We start from the raw sequence: 17,800 nt of genomic DNA, 5'->3' as shown, positions 1-17,800 counted from the left end.
CGAAGGAGGATCCGTGACCACACAGCACACCGGCGGCCCGGTCGAAGAGTTGCTGCGCCGCAGCGGCCGGTTCTTCACGTCGGGGCAGATCTCCGATGACGGGCGCACCGTCACTCGGGAGGGCGGCCGCGAAGGCGATATCTTCTATCGTGAGCGCTGGAGCCACGACAAGGTGGTGCGCTCCACCCACGGGGTCAACTGCACCGGCTCGTGCTCGTGGAAGATCTACGTCAAAGACGACATCATCACCTGGGAAACCCAGGAAACCGATTACCCGTCGGTGGGCCCGGATCGTCCCGAGTACGAACCACGCGGCTGCCCCCGTGGAGCTGCGTTCTCCTGGTACACCTATTCACCGACCCGGGTGCGCTATCCGTATGCGCGTGGGCTGCTGATCGAGATGTACCGGGAGGCGAAGACCCGTCTCGGTGATCCAGTACTGGCCTGGGCAGACATCCAGAGCGATTCGGAGCGTCGTCGCCGATACCAACGCGCCCGCGGCAAGGGCGGGCTGATCAGGATCAGCTGGGCGGAAGCCACCGAGATCATCGCGGCGGCCCACGTGCACACCATCAAGCAGTACGGGCCCGACCGCATCGCAGGCTTTTCTCCCATCCCCGCGATGTCGATGGTGTCGTTCGCCGCAGGATCGCGGTTCATCGAGCTGATCGGCGGGGTGATGACCTCGTTCTACGATTGGTACGCCGATCTGCCGGTCGCTTCCCCGCAGGTCTTCGGCGACCAGACCGATGTCCCGGAATCCGGGGACTGGTGGGATGCGGCGTATCTGATGATGTGGGGCTCCAATGTGCCCGTCACCCGCACCCCGGACGCGCATTGGATGGCGGAGGTGCGCTACCGCGGCACCAAGGTGGTCAGCGTCAGCCCCGATTACGCCGACAACACGAAGTTCGCCGATGAATGGATGCCATGCGCCGCAGGCACCGACGGCGCCCTGGCTATGGCCATGGGACATGTCGTGCTCACCGAGTGCTTCGTCCGCCGGCGGGTCCCGTTCTTCGTCGACTATGTCCGGCAGTACACCGACCTGCCGTTTCTGATCAAACTCGAAGATCGCGACGGCAAACTCGTTCCCGGCAAGAACCTGACGGCCGCGGACCTCGGGTACGAGGTGGAGAACGCAGCATTCAAACCCGCTGTCATCGACGGAGCGACGGACTCGGTTGCCGTACCCCAGGGCTCCCTGGGGTTCCGGTACGGCGACACCGGCATCGGTAAGTGGAACCTCGACCTGGGCGATCTCGTGCCCGCGCTGACCGTGCAACAGCCGGGCGCTGATCCGGGGGAAACCGCGCTGATCCATCTGCCGAGCTTCGACACCGTGGACGGACACGGCGACAGCATCGCTCGCGGCGTCCCCGTGCGCCGGGTAGGGCCGCACCGCGTGTGCACCGTGTTCGACCTGATGCTCGCCCAATACGGCGTGTCGCGCCCCGGCCTACCGGGGCAGTGGCCGAGCGGCTATGACGATCCGTCCCAGCCGTACACTCCGGGCTGGCAGGAACCGATCACGGGAGTCTCTGCCGGGCAGGCCATCCGCATCGCCAAGGAGTTCGCCGCCAACGCCGAGGAATCCGGCGGCAGATCCATGATCATCATGGGTGCCGGCATCTGCCAGTGGTTCCACGGCGACGCCACCTACCGTGCGGTGCTCGCACTGCTGATCCTCACCGGCTCGATGGGCCGCAACGGCGGCGGCTGGGCCCATTACGTCGGCCAAGAGAAGTGCCGGCCGGTCACCGGCTGGGCAGCGATGGCGATGGGTACCGACTGGTCACGTCCACCGCGGCAAATGGCCGGCACCTCGTACTGGTATGTGCACACCAACCAGTGGCGATACGACGGCTACCGCGCCGATGCTCTGGCAAGCCCACTCGGTCGCGGCAGATTCCGGGACAAACACACGATGGACGTCCTCGCATCCGCCGTCGCGATGGGGTGGACACCGTTCTATCCGCAGTTCGGCCGCTCGAGCCTCGACATAGCCGACGAAGCGCGCGCCGCGGGAAAGGAGATCCCGCGCTACGTTGCCGAAGGGTTGGCCGACGGCAGCATCGAATTCGCCGTCACCGACCCGGACAACCCGAACAACTGGCCGCGGGTGTTGAGCGTGTGGCGGGCGAACCTGCTGGGGTCATCGAGCAAGGGTAATGAGTACTTTCTGCAGCATCTGCTCGGGACTTCCTCGAATTTGCAGGCCGACCCAGCAGATTCCGGGATGGTTGCGCGCGAGGTGAACACCTCGGGCGACATCCCCGAGGGCAAACTCGACCTGCTGATGTCCATCGACTTCCGGATGACCTCGACCACCTTGCTCTCCGACGTGGTGTTGCCCGCCGCGACCTGGTACGAAAAGGCCGACCTGTCGAGTACGGACATGCACCCGTACGTGCATGCCTTCACGCCCGCCATCGATCCGCCGTGGGAGACGCGCTCGGATTACGAGGCGTTCGGTGCGATCGCAAGAACCTTCAGCGCGATGGCGCGGACTCACCTGGGCACCCGCACCGATGTCGTCATGACCACGCTGCAGCACGACACACCCGCTGCCATGGCCTATCCGAATGGCACGGAACATGATTGGCGGTCCGGCGGTGAGGTGCCGGAACCGGGCAAGACGATGGGCCCCCTCGCGGTCGTCGAACGCGACTTCACCGCGGTCGCCGACAAGTGGGCCGCGCTCGGGCCACTCGTCGACACAGTGGGATTGAACACCAAAGGCGTGGTCACCAAACCGGTCCAGGAAGTCGACGAACTTGCCCGCAAGTTCGGGGTGATGAACTCCGGGCCGGCTGCCGGCCGACCCGCCATCAACACCGCCGAGCGTATGGCCGACACGATCCTCGCATTATCCGGAACCTCCAACGGTCGCCTCTCCGTCGAAGGATTCCGCGAACTCGAGAAACGGACCGGCCGCCGCCTCGTTCACCTCGCCGAAGGCAGCGAGGAACGCCGCATCACCTACGCGGATGCCCAATCCCGGCCGGTGCCGGTGATCACGAGCCCGGAATGGTCGGGCAGCGAGACCGGCGGGCGCCGCTACGCACCGTTCACGGTGAACATCGAGGAACTCAAGCCTTTCCACACTCTTACCGGCAGGATGCACTTCTACCTCGATCACGACTGGATCGAAGAGCTGGGCGAACAGTTGCCGACCTACCGGCCCCCGCTGGACATGGCGCGGCTGTTCGACGAACCGGTGATCGGGGCGGCGGGGCGTGACGGCATCGGCTTGACCGTCCGCTATGTGACGCCGCATTCGAAGTGGTCGATTCATTCCGAATACCAAGACAACCTGTTCATGCTGTCGCTGTCGCGAGGCGGCCCGACGATGTGGATGAGCGCACTCGACGCTGCGAAGATCTCGGTGCGCGATAACGACTGGGTCGAGGCAGTCAACCGCAACGGTGTCCTGGTCTGCCGCGCCACCGTCTCGCACCGCATGCCAGAGGGTGTGGTCTTCGTGTATCACGCTCAGGAGCGTGTCGTCGACGTGCCGCTGACGGAGACGACCGGTCGCCGAGGCGGCATCCACAACTCGTTGACCAGACTGCTCGTCAAACCCAGCCATCTGGCCGGTGGTTATGCGCAGATGGCCTGGGCGTTCAACTATCTCGGGCCGACCGGGAACCAGCGCGACGAGGTGACCGTCGTCCGTCGTCGGTCCCAGGAGGTGACCTACTGATGGAACACACAAGCGACTGCAGCCGACGCGATGTGAACCAGGGGACACTGTCATGAAGGTGATGGCGCAGCTGGCGATGGTGATGAACCTCGACAAGTGCATCGGATGCCACACCTGCTCGGTGACCTGCAAACAGGCCTGGACCAATCGTTCCGGCACCGAATACGTGTGGTTCAACAATGTCGAGACCAGACCCGGGCAAGGCTACCCACGCACCTACGAGGATCAGCAACGCTGGCGCGGGGGATGGGTCCGGGACAAGAAGGGACGGCTTCGGCTGCGTGATGGCGGTCGGCTCAGCAAACTCGCCCGCATCTTCTCCAACCCGAAAATGCCGGCGCTGTCGGATTACTACGAGCCGTGGACATACGACTACGACAACCTCATCTCGGCCCCGCTCGGTGACCAGATGCCTGTCGCTGCGCCCCGCAGTCTGATCAGCGGTAAGCCGGTGAAGGTCGAATGGTCCGCGAACTGGGACGATGACCTGGGCGGTTCACCGGAAATCCTGCCCGATGACCCGATCTTGAAGAAGGTGGGCGAGCAGGTTCGGCTCGAGCTCGAGCAGACCTTCATGTTCTATTTGCCCCGGATCTGCGAGCATTGCCTCAATCCGTCGTGTGTGTCCTCGTGCCCGTCCGGGGCCATGTACAAACGCACCGAAGACGGCATCGTGCTGGTGGACCAGGACCGCTGTCGCGGTTGGCGCATGTGTGTGTCCGGATGTCCCTACAAGAAGGTGTATTTCAACCACAAGACCGGCAAAGCCGAGAAATGCACCTTCTGCTACCCCCGCGTCGAGGTCGGCCTGCCGACGGTGTGCTCGGAAACCTGCGTGGGACGCCTGCGCTACATCGGCCTCGTGCTCTACGACGTCGACCGCGTCACCGCGGCAGCCTCGGTGGACGAGGACACCGATCTGTATGAGGCACAACGTGAAATCCTGCTCGATCCCCGTGATCCCGAGGTAATCGCCGGCGCGCGAACCGCAGGTATCTCCGACGAATGGATCGAAGCGGCCCAGCGATCGCCGGTCTACGCGCTCATCCACACCTACAAGGTGGCTCTGCCGCTACACCCGGAGTATCGGACCATGCCCATGGTCTGGTACGTCCCGCCCTTGTCTCCGGTCGTCGACGCGGTCAGCCGTGACGGTCACGACGGCGAAGACCTCGGAAACCTGTTCGGGGCTCTCGAAGCACTGCGTATACCGATTCGATACCTGGCCGAATTGTTCACCGCGGGTGATGTCAATGCCGTAGGGGATGTCCTGCGCCGGCTGGCCGCCATGCGGTCATATATGCGTGACATCAACCTCGGCCGCGAGACTCAGCCTCATATTCCGCAGTCGGTCGGCCTCACCGAGGAACAGATGTATGAGATGTACCGGCTGCTCGCACTCGCCAAGTACGAGCAGCGGTACGTGATACCGACGGTCTATGCGGCCGAAGCGCACCGGCTCGAAGAGACCGCCACCGAGTGCTCACTGTCGTATGAAGGAGGGCCCGGGATGTATGACTCCGGCCCGTTCGGAGAGGCCAGCGGCGGTCCGGTGCCTGTCGCGGTCGAAACCTTCCATGCACTGAAACAGCGACAGACCACGGAAGGTCTGGCTGCGAATCGAACGCGCCCATCGCGGGTGAACCTCCTCAACTGGGACGGCAAAGGCGTTCCGGAAGGGATGTTCCCAGGCCCGAGCGCGGTGGATGACGGAGGCGACCGATGAAGCCGCTGTTCGGTGGTCGCGCACGGACCCACCGCGCGCAGATGCAGCACCGACTGATCCGACAGGCGGCCTCCCTGCTGATTTCTTACCCCGACGAGCACCTCAGCGACCGTCTCGAGGTCGTTCAAGCGTTGCTTGATCACGTGATCGCAGAGCCGCGTCATCTGCTCGGGCAGACCTTGGATGCGTTGCGAGCCACCGACCTGCTGACGCTGCAGACCGAATACGTCGAAACCTTCGACCTGCGCCGACGAGCGACAATGTATTTGACCTACTGGACAGACGGCGACACGCGAAACCGCGGTGCGGCCATGCACGCGTTCCTGCAAACATACCGGGACGCCGGCGTACAGAGGCTGGGAAACGAAGCACCCGATCATTTGCCCGTTGTGCTCGAATTCGCAGCTACCGTCGACCCCGTGGCCGGTGAGCGTTTACTCACCGAGCACAGGATCCCGCTCGATGTCCTGCGGGCTGCCTTGACCGAACGTGGGTCACGCTATGCCCCTGCGATCGACGCGGTCTGCGCGACCCTGCCGCCGGTCACCGATCAGGAAGAACGCCGCGCGCAACGACTTGCCGCAGCCGGCCCGCCCGCAGAGGCGATCGGGCTGCAACCATTCACTCTGACAGTGCCACCACGTCGCACCGCGCCGGAACCGACCAGACATGAAGGAGCCGGATGGTATGGCCGCAGGTGAGATCTTCTGGGACGTCGTCCCCTATGTGACGCTCGCGATCGTGGCGGTGGGCACCTGGTGGCGCTACCGCTACGACAAGTTCGGCTGGACCACCCGCTCATCCCAGCTCTACGAGAACCGGCTGCTGCGCATCGCCAGCCCGATGTTCCACTTCGGTATCCTCGTCGTGATCATCGGGCACGTCATCGGCCTGATCATTCCGCAATCATGGACAGACGCCGTCGGTTTGAGTCAGCATGCCTACCATGTGCAGGCGATCGCTCTGGGTACGATCGCCGGAGTCGCCACGCTGGTCGGCATAGCGCTGCTGATCTATCGCAGGCGAACCCGCGGCCCGGTCTTCATGTCAACCACCGCCAACGACAAACTCATGTATGTGGTTCTGGTCGCGGCGCTCGTCGCGGGATTGGCCACCACGTTGATCGGGTCGGGTGTGGTGGGGGAGGAGCACAACTACCGAGAAACGGTCTCGCCATGGTTCCGGTCCATCTGGATCCTGCGGCCTCGCGGTGACCTGATGGTTCAGGCACCGCTGTCCTTTCAGCTCCACGCGGTGATCGCGCTGGTGTTGTTCGCGTTGTGGCCGTTCACTCGGCTCGTCCATGCGTTCAGCGCCCCGATCGGATACCTCTTCCGCCCGTACGTCGTCTACCGGAGTCGGGAGAAGGCAGCTCCCGGCCAGCTGGTGGGTTCTCAGCCGCGACGGCGTGGCTGGTGACCGTCGGGTCGGTTGTTCCGCTGGGACCGGTGTGACCGCCGCACCATCGCTGAGCGGGAGTGGCGGCGCGAACGGCATCTACGTGGGCACCACAGCCGGCCCAAGTTGTTTTGCCACAGGTGCGGCAGGTGACGGGGTAGCACATCAGCGATCGTCCTCGGTTGTGGTGAAGCTGGGAGGACCCTGATAGGGGCGGTGCAGTGACGCGAAGCCCGGGGTGGTCGCAGCAGCGACAACTGCGTCGAGCAGTTGGTGCGCTCGGTCGGCCGGAGGCCGCGCGGTGAGTACCGGGCCGGAGAAACCGTGACCGTCGACCGAGATGATCGGGCTACCGCCTCGTGCCCCGAGAGCGTCTTGGCTGGCCTGGTGAGCTTCGGCGACATCGGGGTCGTAGCGCGGATCGTCGAGAGCAGCAGCCAAGGCCGGATCGAGGCCGGCCGCGTCGAGCGCCGCGACAACGACCGCGTCGTCGTCGGTGCCGGCGCCACGGGGATGGAGCCGGGAGCCCAATGCCCGGTACAGCGGCGTGAACGCAGCCGAAGCCGCCGTAGCCGCGGCGAAAACCCGGCCCACACGACGTGACCGGGCGATCATCGGTGCGTGCCCGGCATCGACGGTGTGCCCTTCGTTCAGCACGGCCAAGCTCATCTGCGCCAGAGCGACGGCGTGCTGGTCACCGGCGGTATCGAGCAACCAGTTCGCGCTGACCCACGCAAATGGGCACACCGGATCGACGAACAGCGTGATATCGGACATCAGGGCTCCTTCGCATCGGCTTCGACACCGCGCTCGGTCCTTGCCTGCGCGCCGTGCACAGCCAACGATACCCCAGGGGGTATGCAGCGGGTGGTGCGAGGTGGAACCTGATCGGGCGGACGCTGATGTCAGCTGCGATGCCCAACGCGCCCCATCGGCGTAACGAGGGTCCGGGTGTGGCGATTGTCCCGCCGACAGGACGATCGGCCAGAACGCCGCGATCGGAGGTATCGGATCCAGGCGCGGCGATCGCATGCGGTCAGCGGGTCTGTTGCAGTGAGTCGATAGCGGCGCGCAGTCGGGTGGCGGCGTCGGCGGCGACGGGTGACAGCGCGGGTTCGTCGGTGACCTGCACCATCAGTTGTGGGTTCATTGCCTCGACGATGACCTCGTCGTCGTTGTCGCGAGAGCGGCGCACGACGACATTGCACGGGAGCAGCAGCCCGATCTGCCGGTCGATCTCGACCGCGCGGTGGGCCAGTGGCGGGTTGCAGGCTCCGAGGATGAGGTAGTCCTCCATATCGTGGCCGAGTTTGGCTTTCAGGGTTGCGCGCATGTCTATTTCGGTGAGGATCCCGAAGCCCTGTTCGGCGAGCGCGGTGCGCGTACGCGCCACGGCGTCGTCGAAGCTGGTGGTGACAGTCGCGGACAAACCGAGGCCGGTTTCGGTGGTCATGAGCAGACTTCCTTTCTTGGATATCGGATCTCGGGTGAGTGGATTCAGTCGACTCGGGCCGCGCAGGTCGCGGTGCCGGCCGGTAGGCCGAGCCGGGCCATGAGCAGGGTGGCCGGGCACCAGCCGACCGCACTGTAGAGAACCAGATTCGCCCCGACCATGACGGTGACCAACAGCCACCACGGCGACAGCGCTGCCGCGAGCGCGGTGCTGATCAAGATCAGGTTTCCGGCCAGTAACGGCACCATTCGCTCGATGGTCCATAGTTGTGTGCGCAGGGGGAGTGCCATTGCGTCGAGCTCCTTGTCGGTGATCGGTCCGGCCGGGGTCAAGCCAGTGCGAGGAAGAGTTTTTCCAGCTCTTCGACGGTCATCGGCTCACTGCCTTCGGCTGCTTTGCCGTCCAGGCATTCGCGCAGTCCGGTGGCGACGATCTTGAATCCGGCCCGGTCGAGGGCGCGTGAGACCGCTGCGAGCTGTGTGACCACGTCTTTGCAGTCGCGACCCTGCTCGATCATGGCGATGACGCCCGCGAGCTGGCCGTGGGCCCGGCGTAGCCGGTTGAGTACTGGTGCGATGCTGGTCTCGTCGCCGACCATCGTGTTTCTCCATTCTCTCGAATCTCTTCCACGATACCCCGCGGGGTATATCCAAGAGGTTCGCCGTCGGCGTCAGTGGTGGGCGAAGCTGATGTTCGGCAGCACGCGGGTCAGCCACGCCGGGCTCCACCACGCTGCTCTGCCGGTCAGCCGCAAGATGACCGGCAGCAATATCAGCCGCACCAGCAGCGCGTCGAGCAGTACCGCGACTCCGAGGATGATGCCCATCTCCTTCGGTGGCAGCGGGTCGGCCAGGGCGAAGGTGAAGAACACTGCCACCATCACCGCCGCGGCGGCGAAGATGACCCGCCCCGAATGGGCCAGCCCGTCCACATGCGCGGAGTGCGGCTCACCGGTGCGCTCGTAGTGTTCCTTCGCGGTGGCCAGGAGGAACACCGTGTAGTCCATGGCGATGGCGAAGATCATCGCGAAGAAGAACACCGGGCCCCAGCCGTCGAGGAAGCCTTGCGGGGAGAAACCGAGCAATCCTGCGCCGTGACCGTCTTGGAAGATCAGCTTGGCTACGCCGAAGGCCGCTGCGGTCGACAACAGGCTCACGATAGTGCCGATGGCTGCGATCGCCGGGGCTTGCAGCGCGATCAGTAGCAGCGCGAACCCCAGCACAAGGATGATCGACACCACGAGAGGCAGATAGTCGTCGAGTGTTTGTTGCAGGTCGAGGTTTTCCGCGGCTGCCCCTCCTACGAGAGCGCCGCCGGGAAGATCCGTGCGCAGCTGGTTCAGTATCGCCGCCATCTGTGGTGACGACGGATCGACTGACGGCATCGCCTGCATCATCACCAGGTCGCTGCCGTCGGCGGCGGGCAGGGGCGGGGTGATCATGGCAATGCCATCGGTGGCGCGTGCGGCATCCGCGGTGGCAGGTGCCTGCGCGGCGGGTGTGATGATCGACAGCATGCCCGGCGCGCCGTGGCCCATCTGCTGCTGGATGAGCTCATATCCTTGGCGCACAGGCGCTTCGGCGGGCACGACCTGAATCGAGGGCATCGCGGTCTTCAGCCCGAACACCGGAACGGCCAGGCCGATCAGAACGGCCAAGGCCGCGATTGCGAAGGGCCACGGGTGGTCGTGCAGGATCTGGCCCCAGCGTGCGAACAGCGGTGACCGGTGCTGCTGGCGGCGCGCAAACGGCACTGCCGCGGCATCGACCCTGCCGCCCAGTGCGCCCAAAACCGCCGGCAGCAGGGTCAGCGTCGCAGCCAGCACAAACAGCACGGCCAGCATGATGCCCACTGCCATGGTGCGAACCGCCGGCGCGGGAACGATCAGCACCGCTGAGAGACTCACCAGCACAGTCAGCCCGGACAGCAGCACCGCCTTGCCCGCGGTGTCCATGGTCTCGGCGACCGCGGCGCGGGAATTGCCCGCGCGGGTCAACGCGTCGCGAAAACGAGCCACCAGAAACAGCGCGTAGTCGATACCGAGTGCGAGAGCGAACATCATCGCGAAGTTCATCGCCCACACCGAAATCGGGGTGATCTGGTTCAACAGCACCAGTCCACCGGCCGAGGCCACCAGCCCGGCCAGGGTCAACAGCAACGGCAGCCCGGCCGCGACCAGCGAGCCGAACGCCAACACCATGATCGCCAACGTGACCGGCCAGGAGAACATCTCGGCCTTGATCATCGCGTCGTGATTGGCGGCATTGAAATCGCTCCACAGCGCGGAGGCGCCGGTCGGATACACCTCGATTCCGTCTCTGGACAGCGCGGTCAACGCATCCTTGTGCTCGTCCACGGCCTTCACCATGTCATCGGTGGAGGCGTTCGCGCCCGCGATCACGATGCCGGTGTGCTGGTCGGGACTGACCGTGAACCCCGGCTGCGGCGTGATCACCTGCCCGATCCGTTCATCGCCGGCGAATACCGCGCCGACCTCGTCGATCACCCGCGCCATCGCCGGATCGGTGACAGTCGAGGTGTCGGAGTGGACCACCACCTGTACTGCGGCAGAGGAGTTTCCGCCGAAGTGCTGCTGGGCGAGCTCGCGCACCTGCACCGATTCCGAGCCGTTGGCCTGCCACCCCGCCCCTGCCAGTGAGGTGAATACGCTCGGCGCGGCGGCACCCAGCGTGATCAGCGCCAGAAGCCACACCCCGACCACTGCCTTGGTGTGCGCGGCCATGAACGCGCCCCACCGGCCGAGCAATCCTGGACCTGTGTGCGGGCGCTGGGCAACGGCGGCCGTCCCAGCGGTTGTCGTCTCGACCATCTGACCCTCCTTCAATACCCCTGGGGGTATGTATCACTCTTGCCGACTATACCCCACGGGGTATTCGGGAGCGTGAACGTTTGCCGGGAGAGGGGTGCTTGCGATCATGAGGCAGCACCGATGTCGTCGAAGATGCCGCCGGTCGGGCGGCCCGCAATCCCTGAGAATCACGCCGGACCAGATCGCGCCGTCGGCTCGGCGAGCCCGCCGGAATCAGCTGGGAATGTTCGCTACCGCGGAGTACGAGTGGACGGGACCTGAGGCATCGGCACAGACCAGCGAAGGATCGTGCCGCCGGTCGGATTGGGCGCCACGCTGAAGGATCCGCCGGCCTGCTGGGTTCGCGCGGCCATATTCGCCAGACCGCTGCGCCGCTCGGGGTCTTCCGGGATACCGACGCCGTTGTCAGTGACCTCGAGCACGACGTCGTCACCTATCGTGAGTCTGATCGAGACCGCGCTGGCATGCGCATGCCGCACCACATTGCTGACAGCTTCCCGCAAAACGGCCTCGACATCATCGAACATCGCAGGACTCAGCACCGACACCGGGCCGGACAGCCTGATCGTCGTCCGGAGGTCTGCTTCGGCGGTCATCTCGGCAACGACGGCATGCAGCCGTTTACGCAGGACCGGTGTCTCGGCGGTCGAGCTCGAGTGCAGGTCGAAGATCGAGTGCCGGATATCTTGCACGATCGCCTGCACGTCGTTGATGGTGTCGACGAGGCGGGCCTTGACCTCAGGCGTACGCGCGCGTTGAACTGTCCCCTGCAAGGACAGGCCGACGGCGAACAGACGCTGGATGACATGGTCGTGGAGATCGCGTGCGATCCGATCGCGCTCGGATACCACATCGAGCTCGCGCATCCTGCGTTGGCTCTCTGCCAGCTGCAGCGCCAGCGCCGCCTGATCGGCGAAGGCGGTCATCATCTTCCGCCCGGTCGAATCGAGGACCACCGTGCCGGCTGGACGTACCGTGCTCAACACTCCGATGACGGACTGGCCTGCCCGCAACTGTGACGTTTCGGTCGAGCCCTCGGCGGTGAGCGACTCGATCGCCGAGGGGTCATCGACTGTTGGTGCCGGCCCCCCCGTCACGGGCCGAAACGCCAGCCCGGTCGGCGACCAGCGAACAGGGATCTTCCGGCCGACAAGGGCATCGGCGTCGGCACCGGCCGCCGCCGCGATCGTCAGCTCGGTGACCTCCTCGCTGGGCAGGTCGGGGTCCTCTGGCAAAGCCAGGTAGGCCGAGGCGGACTTGGTCAGCGCTAGAGCGCGCTCGGTGATCAGCTGGCGAACATCCGGCGGCGCTCCACCGGCGAGCACCGCGGTAGCGACATCTTGGGTAGCCTCCAGCCACTGCTGCCGCACCTGCGACTCCTCGTAGAGCCGCGCGTTGGCGATGGCGGTGCCCGCTGCGGCGGCGAGAGCCTGGACCACGACCTCGTCGTCCTCGGTGAACTCTTGGCCGTTGGCCTTCTCGGTCAGATAGAGGTTGCCGAAGATCTCGTCGCGGACCTGGACAGGAACGCCGAGGAAGGTCCGCATCGGCGGATGGTGCGGGGGAAAGCCCACCGACGACGGATGTTCGGACAGATTGGTGAGCCGGATCGGCTTGGGCTGCTCGAAGAGCAGGCCGAGCACCCCATGGCCCTCGGGTAGGTCACCGATGAGGACTCGGGTCCGGTCGTCGATGCCTTCATAGACGAATTCGGCGAGCTTCGTGGAGCTCTTGTCGGCCTCGCGGACGCCCAGAGCGCCGTAGTGAGCGTCCACGAGTTCGATTGCGGTATGAACGATCGCCCGCAACGTATTATCCAGATCCAGCCCGGTGGTAATGACCAGCATGGCCTCGATCAGGCGATCCATCTGGTCGCGGACGCCGATGAACTCGGAGATGCGGTCCTGCACCTGATCGAGCAGTTCCCGAAGGCGCGACTGAGCCAGCGTCTCGACTACCGGCGGTCTGCTGTCGCGGCCGCCGCCCGATGACGGTATGTGCACACCAGCATTCTGGCATTCGGAATTCGCCCGCGCCGGGTCATGCTCGGGGTGGGCACCGCTGTGGCCACTCAGGACAAATCCTTACGCGTCGGATCCAGTTTGGACGCCAACACCGCGGCCTGCGTACGGCGCTCGACACCGAGTTTGGTCAATAGCCGGGATACGTAGTTCTTCACTGTTTTCTCGGCCAGGAACATCCGTGCGGCGATCTGCCGGTTGGTCAGACCTTCTCCCAGCAAGGCCAAAAGCTTCCTTTCCTGCTCGGTCAGTCCGGCGAGCGGGCCTTTCTGCTCTTCGGCTTCGGTACGGATCTTCGCCATCAGAGCCGCGGCCGCACGGTTGTCGAGCAGCGACTTACCCGCGCCCACAGCGCGGACCGCATCGACGAGATCGGTGGTACCGATGTCTTTGACGACATACCCACTTGCTCCGGCGAGAATCGCGTCGAGCATGGCCTGCTCGTCGGTGAACGAGGTCAGGATGAGGCAACGCAGGCTGTCGTCGCGAGTCAGCAGCTCGCGGCACAACTCGATGCCGTTGCCGTCAGGCAATCTGACGTCGAGTACGACCACCTCCGGCCTGGTCGCGGGGATCCGGGCGAGGGCATGGGCGACCGTTCCTGCCTCGCCCACCACCTCGAGGTCCGGCTCTGCGCTGATCAGATCACCCACCCCGCGCCGCACGATCTCATGGTCATCGACAAGGAACACTCGAACCATCGGCCGACTCCTTTCACCGGTGGTTCCAGCATACGAACAGGCCGCAGGTGTCAGGCGGCCGATCGCCTTCCAGCTGCCGGTGGTCTCCATGGATGAGGACTTTGGTCCCTGTCCACCGAGGCGCGCGAGCTGCTGGACTCGACCACAACGGCTCGGGCGGGATCGGAGGTGCACGGGTGGATGTGCCGGAAACCCGGTCGCGCGCGTTGCCGGGCAGCGGAAAGTGCACGGCGCAGCGGCCTCCGGCGCTGTCGTTCGACAGCGGTCTGACCTCATCGCAAGCCGCGGCGCGGCTCGCACGCCACGGCCCCAACGCCGTTCCGCAGCCGCCGCCAACCCGGTTGTGGCAGCGCGTCGCGCGACAGCTGCGTGACCCGTTGATCGTGGTGTTGCTGGCGGCGACGGCACTGACCGCGGTCATCGGCGACTGGACCGACATGTCGGTCATATTGCTGGTCATCGTGGCGAACACGGTGGTGGGCGTCGGCCAAGAACTCCGCGCGGATCGTGCCATCACCGCACTCTCCGAGTTGACTGCCCCGTGTGCCCGTGTCATTCGCGATGGTGACCAGCGCGAAATCCCGGCTGCCGACGTTGTGCTCGGCGATCTGCTGGTACTGGCGGAGGGCGACATCGTGCCGGCGGACGCGAACGTGGTGGAAGCGGCGGCTATGACGGTCGACGAGTCCGCTTTGACCGGGGAATCGATCCCGGTCGACAAGAGAACGGGCGATCGGGTATCGGCGGGGACGATTGTGGTTCGCGGTCGGGGCCGGGCGGTGGTGACGTCGGTCGGGGCGCAGAGCGCGACCGGACGCATCGCCCACCTGATGGGCAAGGGCTCCGGACCGACGCCCTTGCAGAAGCGGCTGCTGGACGTCGGGCGGCTGCTCGCAGTGGTGACGATCGTCCTGTGCGTGATCGTCCTGATGCTGGGCCTGGTGCGGGGCGAGCCGGTGGAGCTGATGGTCGTGACAGCGATCAGCCTCGCCGTTGCTGCTGTCCCGGAATCACTACCGGCGGTGGTGACGCTGGCATTGGCCATGGGTGCCCGCCATATGGCGGCGCGACGTGCACTCATCCGCAGATTGCCCGCTGTGGAGACGTTGGGGTCGGTCACCGTCCTGGCTACCGACAAGACGGGGACGCTGACGGAGGGCCGCATGGTCGCTCGGAAGCTGTGGACCCCGCGCAGCGAAGCCGACATCAGCGGATCCGGATATGCGCCGGACGGCGCGATCACCGCAGGTGGAGAAGCGCTCGGCCGTTCCGGCCCCGATGATGTGACGGAACTGCTGTCGGCGGCCGCGCTGTGCAACGACGCCCGCCTACGGGCTCCAGACGCCGAGGGCCGCGGATGGACTGCCCTCGGCGATCCGACCGAGGCGGCGCTCCTGGCCGCGGCGGCCCGGCTGGGCCTCGACCGGACGGGCCTGGATGAGCAGTTCCCGCGCATCGCCGAGCGGCCATTCGACAGCGACCGCATGCGGATGTCGACGGTGCACCAGACCCCTGACGGCCACCACAAGGTGATATGCAAGGGCGCTCCGGAAGTCGTGCTGAGCCGTTCGGTTCTACTCGATGATCCGCAGGTACTGGACCGCGCCGCCGCCTGGGCGAATTGTTTGGCGGCGGACGGCTATCGAGTGCTTGCCGTGGCCGCGGCAGAGCGCAGCGAAGTCCCGGTGACGGATGACGACTTCGAAAGCGGACTGCGGTTACTGGGGCTGGTGGCGATAGTCGATCCGCCCCGCAGCGCCGCGGCCGCGACGATCCGCGCATGCCGGCGCGCCGGAATCCGCCCGATCGTGATCACCGGCGATCACCCCGGCACCGCCCACGCGATCGCGGCGGACCTCGGCATCATCGGAGCATCCGAACGCATCATCGATTGCCGGCAGATGTCGCACAACGATCTGACGACCGGGACGGTTTTCGCCCGGGCGACGCCCGGCCAGAAACTCGACATCATCGCAGCGCTGCGCGGCAATGGCGAGGTTGTGGCGATGAACGGCGATGGGGTCAACGACGGCCCTGCCTTGCGGCGTGCCGATATCGGCGTGGCCATGGGTGGGCGCGGCACCGAAGTTGCCAGGCAGGCCGCCGATGTCGTCCTCGCCGACGACGATCTGAACACAGTGGTGGTCGCGGTCGAAGAAGGCAGGCGGGTTTATGCGAACATCCGCCGCTTCCTCGTCTACGGACTCTCGGGCGGTGCCGCCGAGATCGCCGTCATGCTGGCAGGCCCGTTCTTCGGATTGGCTCTGCCGCTTCTACCGGCGCAGATCCTGTGGATCAACCTGCTCACTCACGGTCTTCCCGGTGTTGCCCTCGGGGGCGAGCCCGCCGACCCGAAAGCCATGGACCGCCCACCACGTCCACCCACCCAGAGCATTCTCGGCGCGGGTCTGTGGCAGCGGGTACCCAGGATCGCTTGTGTGCTGACCGCGGTCACCCTCGGCGTGGCGCTCTGGGGTTATCACACCGACCGCCCGTGGCAGAGCATGGCGTTCTTCGCTCTGGGCGCAGCGCAACTGGGTGCGGCCCTAGGTTCCCGGACCCGCCCAGGCTCCATGGCGAACCCGATGCTGCTGGTCGCGGTCGGCGCGGCCCTCACCCTGCAACTGGCCGGGCTGTATCTGCCGCCGTTGGGTGAACTGCTCGGTACCGAGCCGCTCGGCGCTTTCGAATTGCTGATCGTCAGCGCAGTGTCGACCCTCGGCTATGCCGCAGTACGGCTCGATCGCATCATCCACCCGAGCCGAGCGGCTCGAGCCGCTGTAGTGCCGTCGCCGCCGCTCGGCCGATGACCGACGTAAACGCCGGACTGGCTGTCCGGGAGGTCGGCGCGCGGGAATCGCGAAGGCGAAGGGGTCCGGTCCAGGTGCCGCGCCGGAGAAGCTTTCCGAACTCAGGCAACCAGCACCGCGGCACCGTCGAAGCGGCCGTGGGCGAGATCGGAGAGCGCTCGGTCGGCGTGGTCGAGTGGGTAGTGATGGGTCGACACCTGCAGGCGGTGCCGGCCGGCGAAGGCGAGGAACTCCCTGGCCTGGGCCCGGGTGTTCGAAGTGACACTGCGCAACTGGCGCTCGCGGAAAAGGTGGCGTTGGTAGTTCAAAGGCGGGACGTCGGACATGTGGATTCCGGCGAGGGCGAGGGTACCTCCGCTGTCCAACGCCTCGAGTGCGGGCGGCACCAGCTCGCCGGCGGGGGCGAACAGGATCGCCGAGTCCAGGGGTTCTGGAGGTGCGTCGGCCTGGCCCTGTACCGATGCGGCTCCGAGCGTCGTGGCGAGCTCACGAGCGGCCTCGCCCCGTGTCATCACATGTACGCGTGCGCCACTCGCGATCGCGACCTGGGCGGTCAGGTGGGCGCTTCCGCCGAAACCGTAGATGCCCAGAACACCGCCCGCCGGCAATTGCGCACGCAGCAGGGCGTGGTAGCCGATGATGCCCGCGCACAACAGTGGTGCCAGCTCCGCATCCGGGTAGCCAGCGGGTAGTGCGAGGGCGAAATCCGTGGGGACAGTAGCGTATTCGGCGTATCCGCCGTCGTCGTCCCACCCGGTGTAACGGGAATGGGGACACAGGTTCTCTGCGCCGCGCAGGCAGTACCGGCACGCGCCGCAGGTGTGTCGCAACCAGGGGATACCGACTCGGTCACCAACGGCGAAGCGGGAAGCACCGGAGGTCCGCACCACTTCGCCGACCACTTCGTGCCCAGGGATGACGCTGCGCCGGTGTACGTCGAGATCGCCTTCGACGACGTGCAGATCCGTGCGGCACACCCCGCACGCCAGTACCCGAACCAGGAGGTCCCCCGTGTGGGGAGCCGGGACGGGCGATTCGTGTCTGCGCAGCGGGCCGGAGTCGATCGGCGCCGGTTCGTCGACCCGCCACGTGTGCATGGTCTTCTGCGCCACCATGTCTGCCTCCTGGTATCGCGTGATAGCGCGGGCCCTACTG

General features: G+C 65.9%; 14 protein-coding genes. 5 read left to right on the top strand and 9 right to left on the bottom strand.

Going from position 1 to position 17,800, the window contains the following annotated elements:
• Positions 1-13: 13 nt before the first annotated feature.
• The 4 genes from AC4HOU_RS00825 to narI are packed head-to-tail and all read left to right on the top strand — an operon-like array spanning position 14 to position 6,851.
• Complete coding sequence (locus AC4HOU_RS00825; protein WP_195026034.1) at positions 14-3,706, top strand: nitrate reductase subunit alpha; 3,693 nt, start codon at positions 14-16, stop codon at positions 3,704-3,706.
• A 52-nt stretch (positions 3,707-3,758) separates the two neighbouring features.
• Entirely contained in the window at positions 3,759-5,432 is a 1,674-nt protein-coding gene (gene narH / locus AC4HOU_RS00820) for a nitrate reductase subunit beta (protein ID WP_490723994.1), read from the top strand.
• The gene (narJ, locus tag AC4HOU_RS00815; RefSeq protein WP_195026036.1) at positions 5,429-6,133 is read left to right on the top strand and encodes a nitrate reductase molybdenum cofactor assembly chaperone; all 705 of its coding nucleotides are present in this window, start codon (positions 5,429-5,431) and stop codon (positions 6,131-6,133) included. Before narH ends, narJ begins: the two co-directional genes overlap by 4 nt.
• Positions 6,120-6,851 carry a respiratory nitrate reductase subunit gamma gene (gene narI / locus AC4HOU_RS00810; RefSeq protein ID WP_195026037.1) on the top strand — a complete coding sequence of 244 codons (732 nt, stop codon included), beginning with the start codon at positions 6,120-6,122 and terminating at the stop codon, positions 6,849-6,851. The genes narJ and narI overlap by 14 nt, the downstream gene beginning before the upstream one ends.
• On the opposite strand, the gene AC4HOU_RS00805 is transcribed toward narI, so the two are convergent.
• The 8 genes from AC4HOU_RS00805 to AC4HOU_RS00770 all read right to left on the bottom strand — a co-directional run bounded on the left by AC4HOU_RS00805 (position 6,742) and on the right by AC4HOU_RS00770 (position 13,835).
• Entirely contained in the window at positions 6,742-6,996 is a 255-nt protein-coding gene (locus AC4HOU_RS00805; protein WP_490723993.1) for a DUF8730 family Cys-rich protein, read from the bottom strand. The genes narI and AC4HOU_RS00805 overlap by 110 nt on opposite strands.
• Entirely contained in the window at positions 6,996-7,607 is a 612-nt protein-coding gene (locus tag AC4HOU_RS00800; RefSeq protein ID WP_195015122.1) for a mycothiol-dependent nitroreductase Rv2466c family protein, read from the bottom strand. Before AC4HOU_RS00800 ends, AC4HOU_RS00805 begins: the two co-directional genes overlap by 1 nt.
• A 259-nt stretch (positions 7,608-7,866) precedes the next feature.
• The gene (locus AC4HOU_RS00795) at positions 7,867-8,283 is read right to left on the bottom strand and encodes a DUF302 domain-containing protein (protein WP_195026038.1); all 417 of its coding nucleotides are present in this window, start codon (positions 8,281-8,283) and stop codon (positions 7,867-7,869) included.
• Positions 8,284-8,327: 44 nt separating this feature from the next.
• Positions 8,328-8,573, bottom strand: coding sequence for a YgaP family membrane protein (locus AC4HOU_RS00790; RefSeq protein WP_195026039.1), 246 nt, complete (start codon positions 8,571-8,573; stop codon positions 8,328-8,330).
• A gap of 38 nt (positions 8,574-8,611) precedes the next feature.
• Positions 8,612-8,881 carry a metal-sensitive transcriptional regulator gene (locus AC4HOU_RS00785; protein ID WP_036542548.1) on the bottom strand — a complete coding sequence of 90 codons (270 nt, stop codon included), beginning with the start codon at positions 8,879-8,881 and terminating at the stop codon, positions 8,612-8,614.
• A 72-nt stretch (positions 8,882-8,953) separates the two neighbouring features.
• Complete coding sequence (locus AC4HOU_RS00780) at positions 8,954-11,113, bottom strand: MMPL family transporter (protein WP_195026040.1); 2,160 nt, start codon at positions 11,111-11,113, stop codon at positions 8,954-8,956.
• Between the two features lie 230 nt (positions 11,114-11,343).
• Positions 11,344-13,023: a GAF domain-containing sensor histidine kinase gene (locus AC4HOU_RS00775; RefSeq protein ID WP_490723992.1), complete on the bottom strand. Its 1,680-nt coding sequence runs from the start codon at positions 13,021-13,023 to the stop codon at positions 11,344-11,346.
• 161 nt (positions 13,024-13,184) lie between these two features.
• Entirely contained in the window at positions 13,185-13,835 is a 651-nt protein-coding gene (locus AC4HOU_RS00770; protein WP_195026042.1) for a response regulator, read from the bottom strand.
• 176 nt (positions 13,836-14,011) lie between these two features.
• Here AC4HOU_RS00770 and AC4HOU_RS00765 point away from each other — a divergent pair, with 176 nt between their 5' ends.
• Positions 14,012-16,645, top strand: a complete 2,634-nt coding sequence (locus AC4HOU_RS00765; protein WP_324195552.1) for a cation-translocating P-type ATPase — start codon at positions 14,012-14,014, stop codon at positions 16,643-16,645.
• 101 nt (positions 16,646-16,746) lie between these two features.
• On the opposite strand, the gene AC4HOU_RS00760 is transcribed toward AC4HOU_RS00765, so the two are convergent.
• Positions 16,747-17,742 (bottom strand): zinc-binding alcohol dehydrogenase family protein, encoded by a 996-nt coding sequence (locus AC4HOU_RS00760; RefSeq protein ID WP_195026092.1) that lies wholly within the window; start codon positions 17,740-17,742, stop codon positions 16,747-16,749.
• Positions 17,743-17,800: the final 58 nt, after the last annotated feature.

The sequence above is a fragment of the Nocardia sp. JCM 38205 genome (assembly GCF_058222935.1).
Note: the sequence above shows the minus strand (reverse complement) of the source record. Positions and strands in the feature narration are given on the sequence as shown.